The sequence below is a fragment of the Flexivirga sp. YIM B11880 genome (assembly GCF_058148645.1).
This window is the reverse complement of record NZ_JBMAMH010000003.1, coordinates 216,966-233,613: the sequence shown is the minus strand read 5'-3', so window position 1 is coordinate 233,613 and position 16,648 is coordinate 216,966. Positions and strand designations below refer to the sequence as shown.

General features: G+C 68.9%; 14 protein-coding genes. 8 read left to right on the top strand and 6 right to left on the bottom strand.

Annotated elements, in window-relative coordinates:
• Positions 1–123 precede the first annotated feature (123 nt).
• The 3 genes from ACN8HC_RS07160 to ACN8HC_RS07150 all read left to right on the top strand — a co-directional run bounded on the left by ACN8HC_RS07160 (position 124) and on the right by ACN8HC_RS07150 (position 2,198).
• A complete protein-coding gene (locus tag ACN8HC_RS07160; RefSeq protein ID WP_490074130.1) occupies positions 124–684 on the top strand; it encodes a M50 family metallopeptidase in 561 nt (186 codons plus the stop codon).
• A 15-nt stretch (positions 685–699) separates the two neighbouring features.
• Complete coding sequence (locus ACN8HC_RS07155) at positions 700–1,725, top strand: glycerate kinase (protein WP_490074129.1); 1,026 nt, start codon at positions 700–702, stop codon at positions 1,723–1,725.
• 110 nt (positions 1,726–1,835) lie between these two features.
• Complete coding sequence (locus tag ACN8HC_RS07150) at positions 1,836–2,198, top strand: HesB/IscA family protein (RefSeq protein WP_490074128.1); 363 nt, start codon at positions 1,836–1,838, stop codon at positions 2,196–2,198.
• Between the two features lie 494 nt (positions 2,199–2,692).
• Here ACN8HC_RS07150 and ACN8HC_RS07145 read toward each other — a convergent pair whose 3' ends face one another.
• Positions 2,693–6,001 carry a glucodextranase DOMON-like domain-containing protein gene (locus ACN8HC_RS07145; RefSeq protein WP_490074127.1) on the bottom strand — a complete coding sequence of 1,103 codons (3,309 nt, stop codon included), beginning with the start codon at positions 5,999–6,001 and terminating at the stop codon, positions 2,693–2,695.
• Positions 6,002–6,135: 134 nt separating this feature from the next.
• On the bottom strand, positions 6,136–7,437 hold the full coding sequence (locus tag ACN8HC_RS07140) for a M20/M25/M40 family metallo-hydrolase (RefSeq protein ID WP_490074126.1): 1,302 nt from the start codon (positions 7,435–7,437) through the stop codon (positions 6,136–6,138).
• Between the two features lie 55 nt (positions 7,438–7,492).
• Between ACN8HC_RS07140 and ACN8HC_RS07135 the strand changes: the two genes are divergently transcribed.
• The 5 genes from ACN8HC_RS07135 to ACN8HC_RS07115 all read left to right on the top strand — a co-directional run bounded on the left by ACN8HC_RS07135 (position 7,493) and on the right by ACN8HC_RS07115 (position 12,417).
• Entirely contained in the window at positions 7,493–8,479 is a 987-nt protein-coding gene (locus ACN8HC_RS07135) for a carbohydrate kinase family protein (protein ID WP_490074125.1), read from the top strand.
• A 16-nt stretch (positions 8,480–8,495) separates the two neighbouring features.
• Positions 8,496–9,176, top strand: a complete 681-nt coding sequence (gene aat, locus ACN8HC_RS07130; protein WP_490074124.1) for a leucyl/phenylalanyl-tRNA--protein transferase — start codon at positions 8,496–8,498, stop codon at positions 9,174–9,176.
• Between the two features lie 128 nt (positions 9,177–9,304).
• Positions 9,305–10,231: an aa3-type cytochrome oxidase subunit II gene (gene ctaC, locus ACN8HC_RS07125; protein WP_490074123.1), complete on the top strand. Its 927-nt coding sequence runs from the start codon at positions 9,305–9,307 to the stop codon at positions 10,229–10,231.
• Positions 10,231–12,006 (top strand): aa3-type cytochrome oxidase subunit I, encoded by a 1,776-nt coding sequence (gene ctaD / locus ACN8HC_RS07120; RefSeq protein ID WP_490074122.1) that lies wholly within the window; start codon positions 10,231–10,233, stop codon positions 12,004–12,006. The genes ctaC and ctaD overlap by 1 nt, the downstream gene beginning before the upstream one ends.
• Before the next feature lie 9 nt (positions 12,007–12,015).
• Positions 12,016–12,417 carry a cytochrome c oxidase subunit 4 gene (locus ACN8HC_RS07115; protein ID WP_490074121.1) on the top strand — a complete coding sequence of 134 codons (402 nt, stop codon included), beginning with the start codon at positions 12,016–12,018 and terminating at the stop codon, positions 12,415–12,417.
• A gap of 55 nt (positions 12,418–12,472) precedes the next feature.
• Here the strand turns inward: ACN8HC_RS07115 and ACN8HC_RS07110 are convergent, their stop codons facing one another.
• The 4 genes from ACN8HC_RS07110 to qcrA are packed head-to-tail and all read right to left on the bottom strand — an operon-like array spanning position 12,473 to position 16,628.
• Positions 12,473–12,820, bottom strand: a complete 348-nt coding sequence (locus ACN8HC_RS07110) for a metallopeptidase family protein (protein WP_490074214.1) — start codon at positions 12,818–12,820, stop codon at positions 12,473–12,475.
• On the bottom strand, positions 12,702–13,700 hold the full coding sequence (locus ACN8HC_RS07105) for a DMT family transporter (protein WP_490074120.1): 999 nt from the start codon (positions 13,698–13,700) through the stop codon (positions 12,702–12,704). Before ACN8HC_RS07105 ends, ACN8HC_RS07110 begins: the two co-directional genes overlap by 119 nt.
• A gap of 22 nt (positions 13,701–13,722) precedes the next feature.
• Positions 13,723–15,525 (bottom strand): cytochrome bc1 complex cytochrome b subunit, encoded by a 1,803-nt coding sequence (gene qcrB / locus ACN8HC_RS07100; protein WP_490074119.1) that lies wholly within the window; start codon positions 15,523–15,525, stop codon positions 13,723–13,725.
• Entirely contained in the window at positions 15,525–16,628 is a 1,104-nt protein-coding gene (gene qcrA / locus ACN8HC_RS07095; RefSeq protein ID WP_490074118.1) for a cytochrome bc1 complex Rieske iron-sulfur subunit, read from the bottom strand. Before qcrA ends, qcrB begins: the two co-directional genes overlap by 1 nt.
• Between the last annotated feature and the right edge of the window lie 20 nt (positions 16,629–16,648).

The following is a 16,648-nucleotide window of genomic DNA, read 5'->3' as shown; positions in this document are numbered from 1 at the left end:
GGGAGCGCGCGACCGCGACGACGCCCGCGCCCGACCTGCGGGTGACGCTTCTGCTGGGGTTGGTGGCCGCTCGTCTGCATCGCCTGGACTCCGGTATGGCGTGTCACGCGACACCTCGTCACAGTGGTGCACGAGGGCGCGCACGGCGTGGTCGCGCTGCTCGTCGGGCGACAGCTGTCCGGCATACGACTGCACACGGACAGCTCCGGCCTCACCGTCTCGCGCGGCCGTCCCAGTGGCCCCGGCATGGTGCTGACCCTGCTGGCCGGCTACCTCGGCCCGTCCGCGCTCGGGGTTCTCGTGGCGGTCGGCATACAGAGCGGTCACGCGATCGCGACGCTTTGGTTCCTCGTGATCGCGCTCGGGTTGTTGCTGCTGCAGATTCGCAATCTGTACGGCCTGTGGGTGGTCATCGCGAGTGGCGTCGTCCTCTTCGCGGCGACCCGGTGGCTCGACCCGACTGCGCAGACCGCCGTGGCCCAAACGATTTGCAGCTTCCTGCTGCTCGCCGGCCCGTGGTCGCTGCTCGACCTGCAACGCAGCCGGCGGGCCGGCATGGCCCGGCGCTCCGACCCCGACCAGATCGGGCGGCTCACCCGGCTGCCCGGCACGTTGTGGTGGGCGCTGCTGCTCGTGCTCTCGCTGGCCGGCCTGGTGGCCGGCGCGCGGCTGCTGCTGCGCTGACCCGAGAATGGGCGGATGCGCGTGCTGATCTGCAGTGACCGGTGGAACGACCTGACCGCGACCGAGGTGACCGCCACCATCACCGACAGCTGGCACGCCCGACAGCCGACGGCTGACGTCGTCGGGTTGCCCTTCTCGTCGGGAGGCCGCGGTTTCGTCCGCGCGCTGGCTGCGTCGGTCCCGGGCGCGACGGACGAGGTATGGCGGCTGCGCGACGGGACGACGGACTACCTCGACGGTGCGCTGCTCACTGCGAACGGCGACTCCGCGGAACTGGGCACGGCGCTCGCGGGCTCGATCGCCGACGGTGCACGACGCATCGTGACCGGAGTCGGGGACGCTGCGGGTGTCGACGGGGGAGCGGGCCTGATCCACGCGCTCGGCGAGAGCGACGACCTCGGGACAGCGCTGCCGCAGGCGGTGGAGCGGACCCGAAGTGTCGAACTGGTTGCGGCATACCGGGAAGACATCCCGCTGCTCGGGCTGAAAGGCGCCTCCGCGTCAGCCGTCGAGCACCTCGGCTGGTCGCGCCAAGCGGCACAGGACAACGAGCGACGTGTCGGCGACTTCGCGGAATCGGTACGGCGAGTGCTGCCGCCCCCACGCGATCTGTTGTCCGGTCAGGTGCGCCGCGTCGACCGTGCCGAAGGCAGCGGCGCCGGGGGAGGAGCCGGCTTCGCGCTGGCCACCCTGGGCGCCCGGCTGGTCCCCGGGGCCGATGTGTTCGCCGACGCCGTCGGCCTGCCGGCACAGGTCGCCCAGTCGGACCTGGTCGTCGTCGGAACCCGGGTCTTCGGCTGGCGCAGTCTGGCGGCCGACACCGTGGCAACCGTCATCCACGCGGCCGCCGACGCGGCGCGACCGTCGATCGTGCTGGCCGAGGAGGCCGAGGTCGGCCGCCGCGAGACGATGTCGCTCGGCGCGTCCGCGGCATACAGCATCGTCGACCCGCGCAGCCTGCGTCCCCGAGAACAGCAGGACACGCTGGCCGCGCTGTTCGCACTGGCGCGCCGGGTGGCCGGGACCTGGTCGGCAGCGTGACGAGAAGGACGTACTCTGGAAATGCACACCACGGGGAACAAGAACGGGCAGCATCGTGTTGCAGCTGCTGACCGCCTCCCGTTCGACCGCCACGAGAAGGACTTGATGCAATGAGCGTCGACACCAATGCTGCTTCGACCACCGACACCCACGGCGTCACCCTGACCGACGTCGCCGCGTCGAAGGTCAAGAGCTTGCTGGAGCAGGAGGGCCGCGACGACCTGCGGCTGCGTGTGGGCGTGCAGCCCGGCGGATGCTCCGGCCTCATCTACCAGCTCTACTTCGACGAGCGCTCGCTCGACGGTGACCTGGTGCGCGACTTCGGTGGCGTCGAGGTCGTCGTCGACCGGATGAGCGCCCCCTACCTGGACGGCGCCACCATCGACTTCGCCGACACCATCGAGAAGCAGGGCTTCACCATCGACAACCCCAACGCCGGCAGCTCCTGCGCCTGCGGCGACAGCTTCAGCTGAGTTTTCTGCTCCGGCTCCTCGCAAAACGGCGGCCGAGCTCACCCGAACAAGTTCGGTGAGCTCGGCCGCCGTTTTGGTCGTCGCCTCCGCGGCCGTCGGCTTGTCGGGCGCTTGCGTTGTCGTGGGCTGTTGCTTGTGAATGCCCGCCTCGCGATTGACGGCTGAAGCGGTCGGTGACGGCGCGGCTGGGACGTCACCGACCGTTTCGAGCGTCAACGGGCGGGAAGTCGCGACGGTCGCGAGTTAGGTAAACCGGACCGCCCCGGGAGCGTGCACAAGTCGTGACGGTCGCGAGTTAGGTACGCCGGACCGCCCCGGGAGCGTACACAAGTCGCGACGGTCGCGAGTTAGGTATGCCGGACCGGCCCGGGACGTGCACAAGTCGCGACGTTCGCGAGTTAGGTATGCCGGACCGCCCCGGGAGCGTGCACAAGTCGCGACGGTCGCGAGTTACGCGCACCCCGAAGCGCCCGAAGCGCCCGGACCGCACAACCTCACGGCACGGTGACCGCCGCGACCGACACCGGACCGTCGAGCGGGTTCAGCTCGGTGGCCTGGTCGACGCCCGCCGGGGTGATGACGTCCATCGCCTTCGGGACGGTAGCCGGGTCGACCGCGCAGATCGGAGCGGTGTCGCCGGCCGCACACACCCCGAAGGTGTAGCCGCCGGGTGTGGAGGTGAACGCCCGCGCCTGGTCCGAGCTGTAGCCGTCCTGACCGGCCAGCACGACCGAGAAGGTCCAGCCCGAAGTGGGCGTGCCGAACTGCGCTGCCGGAACCGCAATGGTGATCGTGCGGTTCGCCTGGGACGCCACGACCGCCGACACGTTCTCCACCGGCGCGCCGTTCGCGTCGTCCCACACCGGTGACGCGAAGCCCTGCACCTCCAGCCGCTCGTTCCAGGGTGCGACCGAGTAGTTGCGGCTGGGGTAGGCCGCTGCTGTCGAGGTCGGCGTGGTGCCGGGACGGTTCACGTAGACGTCCAGCAGCTGCGCGCCCATCAGGTTCCCGAACGTGGGCACCAGGTCGCGCAGCGTCGTGCGCAGATAGACCGTGTCGCCCTGCGTGAGCACCTGGAACCGGGTGACGTCATACGAGCCGGCGACGAAGTCGGATGCGGTCGGGTACTGATAGGTGCCCGGCCCGTTGTCGTCGCCGGCCGGGTCCGTGACGTCGAGCACCGAGGTGCCGCCGACCAGGTCGCCGGTCACCGTGACCTGCGCGTAGCCGGTACCGGTCGACGTCGTCGACGTGACGGTGATGACGTCGGTTCCGAAGCCGACGGGCACCGACAGGCTGTAGCGGCCGTCGCCCGCTGCCGTCGTGGACACCGGCGACGAATAGCTGCCGGTGTCGGTGCCGGCGGCGTTCGCCACCACCGCCGCGCCCGGGGTGGTCGTGCCCGTGACGGTCACCGTGCCGCTCACGGTCGCGCCGGCCGTCGGGGAGCTGATCGTCACCGGCACCGTGCCGGGGGCACCGTGCGCGACATACCGATCGGTGGTGATCGACGGGCGGTCTCCGATCGAGCCGCTCCAGGTGTCGGTCAGCAGCCGCACCAGTTGCGCCTGGGCCCAGGTGAGTGGCGCGGCGGAGCCGTTCGGGTGGCCGTTGCGGAAGCCGGTCGACGCGGTCGCGGGGTCCGAGCCGTATGGCGCCGCGGGCAGGTTCGCCGCGGCCCACACCTGCTCCGGCACCAGCCGGACACCACTGGCCGAATCCAGCATGAAGTCGAGCTGGGACGCAGCCAGCGAGCGGTCGCCGGTCGCCAGCGCGGTCTCGGCGCGTTCCCCGGACAGCACGGGCCACACACCACCGCTGCCGGTGTCCGTGGTCGGCCACGGCTCACCCGGTGTGGTGCATGAGGTCTGCGACGGCTTGGCGCAGTCGCCGTACCCGTCCGCGGTGCCGAGCGACGCGTCGTTGCCGTAGCGGTAGTAGCCGGTGCCGGTCGCCGTGGACTGCGCGATCTGCCGGTCGAGCACCTGCAGCGAGTTCTGCACGTCGGCGTCGGTCGGGCTCAGCTCCCCGAGCCGCACGAGGTCCTGGAACCCGCCGTCGACCACCGCCCGCTGGTCCAGGCTAGGCCCGCCGTTGCCCAGGTTGTAGGTGTATGCCGAGTCGGGGTTGCCGTTCTTCGACAACCGGATGAAGTAGGGCTTGCTGCTGTAGGGCCCGTCCGACGTGACGGTGAGGTCTTTCACCGTGCGCTGGAAGTGGTCCGCCGTCGCCTGCCAGAGCTTCGCGTCGGCGGTGTCGCCCTGGGTCGTGGCGATCGTGGCCGCCGCGGTGAGGCCGGCGATCTCGGCGGCGATGGTCGACGGCGAATAGCCCGACTGCTCCTCCCAGCGCTCGCCGGAGGTCCACGGCCCGTGCGCCACCAGGTAGTCGGCGGCCGGCTTGATGTGGTGGGTGAAGAGCGCCGTGTCCGGTCCGAGCCCGGACAGGTACGCCATCAGGATCGGGTAGGCCGTCTCGTCGAGCTGGTCGCCGCCGGTGTCCGGCGCGGGCCGGCCGTTGAGCAGCGAGTTGCGCGGCATGTTGCCGGCGGCCAGCTGCTGCTTCTCGAAGAGGAACCGGGTCGCCGCTCGTGCCGAGGCGATGTCGCCGTCGGCCAGGAATCCGGTGGCCGTCTCGTAGAGGTCCCGCGCGAACACCTCCCGGTAGGAGCCGAAGTAGACCGGCTTGCCACCGACCAGAGCGCCGGCGCTGACCGCCTGCCCCCAGGGACTGGCCAGCGAGGCGACGGTCGCACCGGGGAACGTCTTGTCCTCGCTCGCCTTGAGCACGTTGGCGCTCAGCCAGTAGGCCGCCTGCTGCTCGGCAGTCGCGGATCGCGGTGGCTGCTTGAGGCGGGCGTCATACGACCGCCAGGTGTCGGTGTATGCCGCGGCGACACTCGGGAACGCGCGGGACACCGACCGCTGCGCCGTGTCCACCGCGTCCTGCTCGGACCGGCCGAAGCCGAGCGCGAGCGTGATGTCCTGTCCGCGGTGCGGGGTGACGTCCTCGGTCGCCACGATGTGACCGTTCGGCGCGCTGGTGTAGGTGGTGTTCAGCCGGTGCCCGGCGTCCAGCTGGGCCAGGCCGTCGGACCCGGTGCCGGCATACCCGACGGTCGCGGTCCCGGGGTGCGCCGTCGTCAGCGCGAGGTAGGTCGGCACGGCATACGTCCGGTTGGTCGCCTGGCTGACGGTGCCGGGGTCGTAGACGACCGGCACTGTGCCCGACAGCACCCCGTCGTCGGCGCCGCCGTTGTCGGTGCCGCCACCGCCGTTGCCGTTCACGTGCGCGTCGAGCCGGGCGTAGACGGACAGCTTGCCGATGTCCAGCGTCGAGCCGGGAGTGGCCGAGAGCCGCGTGTGCATGACCACCGAATCCCTGGAGGGGTCGGTCAGGTAGGTGGTGGTCAGCCGATAGCCACGCTTGCTCGTCGCGGTCACCGTGCACGTCATACCGGTGCGGTCGGCGGACACCGTGTAGGTCAGATCGCGGCTCTGCAGGTCGGTGAACGTCCTGCCGTCGGTGACGACGTACTGCAGCGACTGCACCTCGGAGTTGTCGATGGTGGGTTCGTAGACGTCGGACAGCACACCGCCCGCGACGGTGTACCGGACCTTCGACCCGTGGGCCGCGGTGCCGACGCAGTCCTTGCGGGCGAGATCGAAGTGGCTGAGCACACCGGGTCCGTCCGGCGCAGCTGCCGGGGTGGTCGCGTGCGCCGGCGTGCCAGGGGCGGTCAGTCCGAGGGCGGCGATCGCCGCGGTGCCGAGGCAGAGAAGGGTACGTGCACGTCTGGTCATGGAAACCTGCTGTCCGTGGGGGTATGTCGGGAGTGCACCGTCCTGCCGGGGGAATCCGGCGAGGGGACGCTACACCCGCAACCACCTGCCGTGGGGTTCTCGGTGGACCGGCATCCCACGAAGTGAGAGAGCGGTCAGAGTGCCTGCAGCAGGGCTCGATACCAGCGGACGCCCTCCAGCAGGGAGTCGACCTCGAGGTGTTCGTCGACGTTGTGCAGGCTCTGCCGCTGGGCCTCGTTCATCCGGAACGGGGTGAAGCGGTAGCAGTTCGGCCAGACCCGCTGGAAGTGGCGGGCGTCGGTGGCGGCGAGCACGACATACGGCACCGGGACGACGTCCGGCAGCACTTCCCGGGTGATGCGCTCCAGCAGCGCATAAGCATCGCCCAGTTCGGCGACCGGACTCGGGTCGTAGGAGTTGTGCACGACCACCTCGATGTCGTCCCCGACGAGGGTCCGCACCCGGTCGATCGCGTCCTCGGCCGTCTCGTCGATGGCGACGCGCACGTTGAGGCCGGCGGTCGCGGTCGTCGCGAGGACGTTGGTGGCCGGTGCGCCGGTCAGCTGGGTCAGCGCGTAGGTGGTGCGGGTCATGGCGGCGGTGGACGGACCGAGCCGGGCGAAGAGCTGGGCCAGCGGGCGGCGCAGCGCCGCGGCCCGGCCGACGATCGCGCCGAGCGGACCGCGCATGTATGGCGCGATCCGCCGCAGCATCTCGACGGTCGGCTCGGGCAACCGGGCCGGCGCCGGATGCTTCTCCAGCGCCAGGATGGCGCGGGCCAGAGCGGCCGGCGCGCTGTGTGCCGGCGGTATCGACGCGTGCCCGCCGTGCCCGTGGGCCACGAGTTCCAGGCCGACCACGCCTTTCTCGGCCAGGCCGATCACGGCGAGCGGCTCCGCGACGCCGGGAAAGGCGCCACTGACCGCCATACCTCCCTCGTCCAGGACCAGCCACGGCTCGACCCCGCGCTCACGCAGGGCGACCACGGCGGCCGGCGCGGTCGTCCCCTGCAGTTCCTCGTCGGAGCCGAACGACAGCCACACGTCCTGGGCCGGCCGGAAGTCGGCTGCCAGGAGCTCCTCGACAGCCGTACAGATCGCCACCAGCGATCCCTTGCAGTCCAGCGTCCCCCGCCCCCAGATGACGCCGGCCACCAGCTCGCCGCCGTATGCCGGGTGGGTCCACTCGTCCCGCGGATTGACTGGCACCACGTCCTGGTGTGCCATCAGCACGATCGGCCGGTCCGTCGCAGCGCCGGGCCACCGCAGCAACAGCGCGTGGTCGGGCAACGTGACCTGCTCGCACGCGGCGAACAGCCGCGGGAAACAGCGGCGCAGGTCGTCGTGCAGCCCCTCGAACTCCGCGTCGTCGTTGCCGTCCCCGGCGACGGTGCGGCGCCGGACGGCGGCTTGCAGGGCGGCGACGGCATCCGGCATGTCCGGATCATAGGCGGCGTATGCCGCGCCGGTGCCGACTCGTTACGTTGATCCCATGAAGATCGCCGTGACCGGGTCCATCGCCACCGATCACCTGATGACGTTCAAGGGTCGCTTCGCCGACTCGCTCGTCGTGGATCAGCTGGACAAGATCTCGCTGTCCTTCCTGGCCGACGATCTGCAGATCAGGCGCGGGGGAGTGGCCGCCAACATCTGCTTCGGTATGGCGAACCTCGGCCTCCACCCGATCCTGGTCGACGCGGTCGGCGAGGACTTCGCCGACTACCGGTCCTGGCTGGAGCGGCACGGCGTGGACTGCGAGTCGGTCTACGTCTCGGAGACCAGGCACACCGCGCGCTTCGTGTGCACCACCGACGAGGACATGGCGCAGATCGCCACGTTCTACGCGGGTGCGATGAGCGAGGCCCGCGAGATCGAGCTGGCCCCGGTCGCCCGGCGAGTCGGCGGGCTGGACATGGTGATGGTCGGTCCCTCCGACCCGGAGGGGATGCGTCGGCACACCGTCGAGTGCCGGCAGCGCGGCATACCGTTCATCGCGGACCCGAGCCAGCAGCTCGCGTTCGCCGACGGCCCGTTCATCCGCGAGCTGATCAGCGGTGCCCAGTACCTCTTCACCAACGAATACGAAGCGCACATGACCGAGCAGAAGACCGGCTGGTCCGCGGACGAGGTCCTCCAGCAGGTCGGCACCCGGGTCATCACCCGCGGCAAGGACGGCGCCCTGATCCAGCGGCACGGCGAGGACCCGATCGAGGTGCCGGTCGCGCGCGAGGTCGGGCGGGTGGACCCCACCGGTGTCGGCGACGCGTTCCGCGCCGGGTTCCTCGCCGGTCTCATCTGGGAGCTGGACCTGCGCACCTGCGCGGAGCTCGGCTCGATGCTCGCGACCTACGTGCTCGAGACCGTCGGGACGCAGGAATACGTGCTGCGCCAGGACGACTTCCTCACCCGCCTCGGGCAGTCCTACGGCGAGCAGACCGTCGCCGCGGTCCGGCCGCACCTCGCCTGCCGGCGGGGCTGACACCGGCGCCGAGCCCGTGCCGGTCGAACCCGCACCCAGCCGGTGGAACCTCGACGAGCAACGCCAGGACGACGTCGCGCAGGACTTGATCGCCGTCGGCGCCGACCTCGAGCCGGGCACGCTGCTCGCGGCATACCGCTCGGGCATGTTCCCGATGGGCATCGGGGACGACGGGCGCCGGCCGATCGGCTGGTGGTCCCCGGTGCGCCGCGGCGTGCTGCTCAAGGACGACTTCCACGTGTCGCGGTCACTGCGCCGCTCTCGGCACCGCTACCGGGTCACCTGGGACCTGGCGTTCGACGAGGTGGTCGAAGCGTGCGCCGACCCGTCCCGGAGCGGGCGGTGGATCGCCCCGGACATCACGGCGGCATACCAGCGCCTGCACCGGCTCGGCTGGGCGCACTCGGTGGAGGCGTGGGACGCCGATGACCGCCTCGTCGGCGGCCTGTACGGCGTGTGCACGGGCGGCCTGTTCGCCGCGGAGTCGATGTTCCACCACGCGACGGACGCCGGGAAGGTCGCGGTCTGGGCGCTGACCGAGTTGGTCTTCGACGACGGCGACGATCGGCGGCTGATCGACGTGCAGTGGCGGACCGACCACCTGGCGACGCTCGGCGTCCGGGAGATTCATCGCACGGACTATCTGCGACGGGTCGAGCAGGCCAGTCGCCTCCCGCTGCCGTCCTGTTGGTCGTAGCAGGGCACGAATTCGCCGAGTCGGTCGTTGGGACAGTCGAATTGCCACTCGTCGTCCGGCTGCCCTGACGACGACCGCCGACGCGGCTGGGATAGGGTTTGCCTGTGCCCGGATCTGACAAACCCCTCGTGGAATCCGCACGCCGCTCCCCGGCTTCCGGGACGCGGCGGCGCAGCAAGGTCGCCTTCGCAGGTCTGATCGCCGTCAGCTCGTTGCTGCTGACCGGTTGCACCCCCGTGGAGAAGCGCGGTTACCTCCCCAAGGGGGTCACGAGCCTCAGCCACCAGATCACCGATTTCTGGGTGTCGGCGTGGCTCTGGGCGCTCCTCGTGGGTGTCATCACCTGGGGGATGATCTTCTACTGCGTCGTCCGCTACCGGCGGAAGAAGACCGATGTCGGTCTGCCGCCGCAGCTGGCCTACAACGTCCCGATCGAGATCCTCTTCACGGTTGTGCCGATCCTGATGGTGTCGGTGTTCTTCGGCAAGACCGTGCAGATGGAGAACAAGATGCTCGACACCAGCGGCAAGCCGGACCTTGTCGTCAACGTGGTGGCCAAGCAGTGGTCCTGGGACTTCAACTACGTCAACTCCGGCGTCTACGAGGCCGGTAAGCAGGCCGACATGAGCGCGCCGGATCCGGAGACGACCATCCCGACGCTCTACCTGCCGGTCGACAAGCGGGTGGAGTTCGTGCTCACGTCGCGGGACGTCATCCACTCGTTCTGGGTGATCCAGTTCCTGCAGAAGATGGACGTCATACCGGGCAAGGTCAACAAGTTCGACGTCACCCCGACCCAGATCGGCACCTACCAGGGCAAGTGCGCCGAGCTGTGCGGCGCCTACCACTCGCAGATGCTGTTCAACGTCAAGGTCGTCAGTCAGGCTGACTACAACAAGAAGATGCAGCAGCTGCGCGCCCAGGGCAATGTCGGTTTCCTGTCGAACGCGCTCAACCGCGAGGGATCGGCCATCGAGTCGAGGGACGCGAAGGAGTACCAGCAGTTCCTGCCGTCGGGAATCAAGGGCTCGGACATCACCGAAGGAGCCAAGTAATGGCCAGCATCGCCACACCGCGCGTCGGGGACGCCGACAGCACCGGCGGCGCGCGCCCGACCACCCCGTCGTCGACGCGGCACCCCGGACGCACCATCGTCAAGTGGATCACCGCGACCGACCACAAGGTGATCGGCAACCTCTACTTCATCACCTCGTTCGCCTTCTTCCTGATCGGCGGTGTGCTCGCGCTGCTGATCCGCGCCGAGCTCGTCGCGCCCGGCCTGCAGATCGTGGACAACCCCGAGCAGTTCAACCAGCTGTTCACGATGCACGGCACGATCATGCTGTTGCTCTTCGCGACGCCGCTGTTCGCCGCGTTCGCCAACGCGATCATGCCGTTGCAGATCGGTTCGCCGGACGTGGCGTTCCCGCGGCTGAACATGTTCGCCTACTGGCTCTACCTCTTCGGTGGCCTCATCGCGAGCGCCGGCTTCCTCACCCCGCAGGGCGCAGCGGCGTTCGGCTGGTTCGCCTACAACCCGCTGTCCAACGCGACCTACAGCCCCGGCGTGGGTGGCAACCTCTGGGTCTTCGGTCTGGCGCTCGCCGGTTTCGGCACCATCCTCGGGTCGGTCAACTTCATCACCACCATCGTGTGCATGCGCGCACCCGGTATGACGATGTTCCGGATGCCGATCTTCACCTGGGGCATCCTGATCACTTCGATCCTGGTGCTCGTCGTCTTCCCGGTGCTGGCCGCGGCGCTGTTCGGGCTCGGCATCGACCGGGTGATGGGCGGACACGTCTTCGACCCGCAGACCGCGGGGGCGATGCTGTGGGAGCACATGTTCTGGTTCTTCGGGCACCCGGAGGTCTACATCATCGCGTTGCCGTTCTTCGGCATCATCTCCGAGGTCATCCCGGTCTTCTCCCGTAAGCCGATCTTCGGCTACAAGACCCTCGTCTTCGCGACCATCGCCATCGCCGCCCTCTCGGTCAGCGTGTGGGCGCACCACATGTACGCCACCGGACAGGTGCTGCTGCCGTTCTTCGCCATCATGACGATGCTCATCGCGGTGCCGACAGGTGTGAAGTTCGTCAACTGGGTCGGCACGATGTATGGCGGCTCGCTCTCCTTCGAGACACCCATGCTGTGGGCGATCGGCTTCCTGGTGACGTTCCTCTTCGGCGGTCTGACCGGGGTCATCCTGGCCAGCCCGGCCCTGGACTTCAACCTGACCGACTCCTACTTCGTGGTCGCGCACTTCCACTACGTGGTGTTCGGCACCGTGGTGTTCGCGATGTTCGCCGGCTGGTACTTCTGGTGGCCCAAGCTCACCGGCCGGATGCTGGACGAGAAGCTCGGCAAGCTGCATTTCTGGCTCCTCTTCATCGGCTTCCACACGACGTTCCTGATCCAGCACTGGCTGGGTGTGAAGGGCATGCCCCGCCGCTACGCCGACTACCTGCCCTCGGACGACTTCCAGTGGATGAACGACATCTCGTCGGTCGGTGCGCTGATCCTGGGCGTCTCGATGCTGCCGTTCATCTACAACGTGTGGAAGACCTGGCGCACAGCGCCCAAGGTCACGGTCGACGACCCGTGGGGCTACGGTGCGTCGCTGGAGTGGGCCACCTCGTGCCCGCCGCCGCGACACAATTTCGACTCGATCCCCCGGATCCGGTCCGAGCGGCCCGCGTTCGACCTGCACCACCCACAAGCCGCGAAGTGGACGGTCAAGCCGGCCGAGGAGACGCTGGCCCAGTTGGTGGGCCCGGCCGATCGCGGTGACCAGACGTTCATGGGTGACAACCCGCGGAAGGGTGAGTGAGGTCCGTTCATGAAGGTCGAATTCAAGCTGTTCGGGCTGCTCTGCCTCTTCAGCGTGGTCATGGGCACCATCTACGGCATCTTCACCTACTGGCGGGAGCCGGTCGGGTCGGTCGCGCTCTACCTGACCGGTGGTCTGTGTGCGCTGATCGGTGGGTTCCTGTGGTGGACCGGCCGCAAGATCGACGTGCGTCCGGACGACGACCCGCTCGGCGAGCAGGCCGACGTCGAGGGTGACTACGGCTTCTTCAGCCCGCACTCCTGGTGGCCGCTGTTCCTCGGTGCGTCCTGCGCGGTCCTGGCACTTGGCCTCGCGGTCGGCTGGTGGCTGGTGATGCTGTCCGTCCCGTTCATCGCCCTGGCCGCGATCGGCTGGGTCTTCGAGTACTTCCACGGGGAGCACTCGATCTGAGTTGTCCCGGCAGCGGCCCGTCATACATCTGCTGTATGGCGGGCCGCTTCACGCGTCATCCCCGGCCCAGCTCGTGCAGGCGCTCATCGCTGATGCCGAAGTAGTGCCCGATCTCGTGCAGGACGGTGATCCGGATCTGGTGCAGCAGCTCGTCCCGGGTCGCGCAGTGGCGCGTGAGCGGGCCGCGGAAGAGGTAGATGTGGTCCGGCAGGTTCCCGAAGCCGTACGCCGACGAGCGCTCGGTGAGTGGCACTCCGACATACAGCCCGAGCAGGCCCGGGACGCTACCGGGCGGCGGCTCGTCCTCGACGGTGATCGCGACGTTCTCCAGCCGGTCGAACAGCTCCTGCGGGATCAGGTCCAGCGCGTCGGCGGCCGCGTCCTCGAACTCCTCCCGGGTCATGGTGACGGGCACGGATCGGCTCCCTTCGGGTGGTGGCCAGCACCGAACCGGCGATGATCAGCGGGAACGCGATCGCCATGGCGAGCGTGAACGGTTCGTCCAGTACGAGCATCCCGGCCAGCACGGCGACGGCGGGATTGACGTAGGTGAACACCATCGCCCGGCTCGGCCCTACCTCGGCGATCAGGCCGAAGAACGCGATGAAGGCGAGGGCCGTGCACAGCACGGCGAGCGTGGCCATCGATGCCCAGGCAGCCGCGCCCGGATTGTGCGCCGGCCGGGTCGCGACGGCCCACGGAAGGTACGCGACGGCGGCGATGGTGAGGGACGCCGCGGACAGGGTTACGCCGGGCACGGCGGCCAGATGTTTGGCGGCCAGCCGCGGTGCGGTCGCGTAGCCGAGGACCACGACGGCCATTTCGGCAATCGCGATCGCGTCACCACCGCGCAGCGCGGGTGCCGCCAGCGCGCACACGCCGGCCAGGCCGAGCAGCAGGCCGCTCCAGCGGGCCGCGCCGAGCGACTCGCGGTCACCCAGCAGCCGGCCGACGAGGATGCCGATGATCGGCACGGCGGCGATCAACAGGCCGGCCAGGCCGCTGTCGATCCGGCGCTCAGCGGAGGAGAGCAGATACCACGGTCCGATCATTTCCGCGACGGCGAAGGCGACGATCCATCTCCAGTGGGTGCGTATGTCGCGCAGCACCCACGACATCCCGTGCCGGGCGACGAACGGCAGCAGCACCAGTGCGCCACCGCCGGTGCGCGCGCAGACGAGGACCGGCACCGACACGTCGTCGACGGCGACCTTGATGAACAGGTAGGAGATGCCCCAGAGGACGCACATCACCGCGAAGAGGAACCAGCCCCGACGTGTCACGGCTCAGCGCGTCCCCGGGTGGTCAGTCCTGCTTGTCGTGTGGTGTCGGATGACCGTAGGCGTGCGCCGCCCCGATCTCCTCGGCACCACCGTGCATGTGGCCCGACTCCGCCTCGTCCGGGTGCGACTCGATCGCCTCGGCGGCGTGGCCGTCGTGGTGCGCGGCGGCCAGCTCCAGCGGGGTGACCGGCTCGACCCGGTCCTTGAAGTAGTAGTGCGAGAGCCGGGCGCGCAGCCGGTCCTTGCGCGCACCCTTGCGACGTACACCGTGCTCGTCGGTGGCCGGCGGCAGCTCGGCGGGCGCCGGAGAGGTGAACGACACCAGCGGCCAGCGCTGGTATTCGTTGAGCGGCTGGTGCGCCTCGAAGAAGCGGCCCTTGGCGGTGCGCACCAGCCGGCCGGTCTCCCGGCCGTGCAGCACCAGGTCACGATCGGCACGCTGCAGCGACAGGCACAGGCGCTTGACGACCCAGAACACCACGATCGGCGCCACGATCAGCGCGACCCGGAAGGTCTCGGTGATGTCGTCGATCGACAGGTGGAACTTGATCGCGATGATGTCGTTGCCGCACGCGGCGAACAGGATGCCGTAGAACGTGATGGCAGCCATGCCCAGGCCGGTGCGGGTCGGACGGTTGCGCGGCCGGTCGAGGAGGTGGTGCTCCTCGTTGTCGCCGGTGACCCATTTCTCCACGAACGGGTAGAGACCCATGACGGTCCACAGAATGGGGATCATCAGGATCGCGCCGATCATGATGTTGAAGCTCCAGGTCTTGCCGAAGAGGTTGAACTCCAGGAAGCCGGGGAGCAAGCGCAACGCGCCGTCGGCGAAGCCCATGTACCAGTCCGGTTGCGAGCCGGCGGTGACCATCGTCGGCGCGTAGGGGCCGTACATCCAGATCGGGTTGATCGACACCAGGCCGGCAATCAGCGCGGTGATGCCGAAGACCACGAAGAAGAAGCCGCCCGCCTTGGCGGCGTAGACCGGCATCATCGGGAAACCGACGACGTTCTTGTTGGTGCGGCCCGGGCCGGGGTACTGGGTGTGCTTGTGCACCATCACCAGGATGATGTGCGCGGTGAAGAGGCCTACGATCACCGCCGGCAGCAGCAGCACGTGGATGGTGAAGAACCGCGGGATGATGTCCTCTCCGGGGAATCCGCCACCGAACAGGATGTAGCTGATGTAGGTGCCGATGATCGGGATCGACAGGATGAAGCCCTGCATCGCGCGGATGCCGGTGCCGGACAGCAGGTCGTCGGGCAGCGAGTAGCCGATGAAGCCCTCGACCATGGCGAGCATCGCGAGCAGGAGGCCGATGATCCAGTTGATCTCGCGCGGCTTGCGGAAGGCACCGGTGAAGAACACCCGGAACATGTGCAGTGCGATCGCGACCACGAAGATCAGCGCAGACCAGTGGTGGATCTGCCGGATCAGCAGACCGCCCTTGATGTCCAGCGAGATGTTGACGGTCGAGGCGAACGCCTGGCTCATCTCCACGCCCCTGAGCGGGACATAGGAGCCGGTGTATGTCGTCTCGCCCATGCTCGGGACGAACCAGAAGGTCAGGAAGGTGCCGGTGATCAGCAGGATGACCAGCGAGTACATCGCGATCTCACCCAGCATGAAGGACCAGTGGTCGGGGAAGACCTTCTTGAGCAGGAAGCGCACGCCGCGCGCCCCGCCGGTCCGCTCGTCGAACCAGTTGGCGATGGCGCCGACCGGACCGCCGTCGCCCGAGGGCGGATCCTGCTTGTCGTCCGCGCGCAACGCGTCAGCGGTGCTGCGGGCCTTGTCCTGCTCACTCACTCGGTAGGCGGTCATCAGCCACGCTCCCAGAAGCTCGGGCCGACCGGCTGGTCGAAGCCGTGCGGTGCATAGAGGTACCCGTTGTCGTCAACTTCGATCTTCAGCTGCGGCAGCGGTCGTTTGGCCGGGCCGAAGATCACCTTGCAGTCCTCGGTGAGGTCGAAGGTCGACTGGTGGCACGGACACAACAGGTGATGGGTGGTCTGCTCGTAGAGGCCGACCGGGCAGCCCACGTGCGTGCAGATCTTGGAGAAGGCGACGACGCCGTCGATGCCCCAGTCGCGCTCACGCGTGCTCTTGATCAGGTTCTCCTGCAAGGAGATCAGGATCACCGAGGCCTTGACCTTCTGGTTGGCGGGGTCGTCGGTGTCGTTGATGCCCTCGGGCAGGACGTGGAAGACCGAGCCGAGCGTCACGTCGGACAGCCGGATGGCGGTGCCCTCCGGGTCGCGCATCAGGCGACGGGGACGGGTGACGACCTTGCCGTTGCGCATCTCGGGCTTGCCGCCCGGCCCGAGCACCGGCACACCGGTGTCCCACAGCGTCGTGCGCAGGTCCTGGACGTCGCCCTTGAACGGACCCAGACCACCCACGAGCTGCAGGCCGAGTGGCACGGCGAACAGGCCGAGCGCGCCGCCCAGGGTGTACTTGATGAGCGGCCGGCGGTTGATCTGGGCCGACTCGGCGCCGTCGGAGAGCACTTTGAGAGCGCCGGCGCGGGCCTCGTCGTCGGAGCGCAAGGTATGACGCTCCTCGACGACCTCCTCGTCGGACATCAGCGTCTTGGCCCAGTGGATCGCGCCGAGGCCGATGCCGAGCAGCGAGAGCGCCAGCGTGACACCGAGGGCGACATGGAGTGCGTGCACCTTGCCGAGGATCGGCAGTGTGATGCTCTCGTCCTGGCCGATCATCGCGTAGGCGACGACGAACAGCACGGTGGCGATCATCGAGATCGTGAAGAGCGCGGCGACCTGTCGCTCGCTGCGCCGGGCGGCTGCCTCGTTGTGGTCACCGAGCCGGTGCTCGTGCGGGGGCAGGCCGGGGTTCGGGAAGCGGTCCGGGAGTAGTGCGTGCTCGTCGCGGGTCGCGACGGCCTGGCCCGACTCGTCGTGGCTCACAGCCGGCTCCTTCGAGATGG

Excerpts from the sequence above, each read along its gene's own strand:
- ACN8HC_RS07140 (WP_490074126.1), bottom strand. The coding sequence starts at position 7,437 with ATGCCGGATGCCGTCGCCGCCCTGCAAGCCGCCGTCCGGCGCCGCACC.
- ACN8HC_RS07155 (WP_490074129.1), top strand. The coding sequence starts at position 700 with ATGCGCGTGCTGATCTGCAGTGACCGGTGGAACGACCTGACCGCGACC.
- ctaD (WP_490074122.1), top strand. The coding sequence starts at position 10,231 with ATGGCCAGCATCGCCACACCGCGCGTCGGGGACGCCGACAGCACCGGC.
- ACN8HC_RS07150 (WP_490074128.1), top strand. The coding sequence starts at position 1,836 with ATGAGCGTCGACACCAATGCTGCTTCGACCACCGACACCCACGGCGTC.
- ACN8HC_RS07145 (WP_490074127.1), bottom strand. The coding sequence starts at position 6,001 with ATGACCAGACGTGCACGTACCCTTCTCTGCCTCGGCACCGCGGCGATC.
- ACN8HC_RS07115 (WP_490074121.1), top strand. The coding sequence starts at position 12,016 with ATGAAGGTCGAATTCAAGCTGTTCGGGCTGCTCTGCCTCTTCAGCGTG.
- ACN8HC_RS07135 (WP_490074125.1), top strand. The coding sequence starts at position 7,493 with ATGAAGATCGCCGTGACCGGGTCCATCGCCACCGATCACCTGATGACG.
- qcrB (WP_490074119.1), bottom strand. The coding sequence starts at position 15,525 with ATGACCGCCTACCGAGTGAGTGAGCAGGACAAGGCCCGCAGCACCGCT.
- ACN8HC_RS07110 (WP_490074214.1), bottom strand. The coding sequence starts at position 12,820 with ATGACCCGGGAGGAGTTCGAGGACGCGGCCGCCGACGCGCTGGACCTG.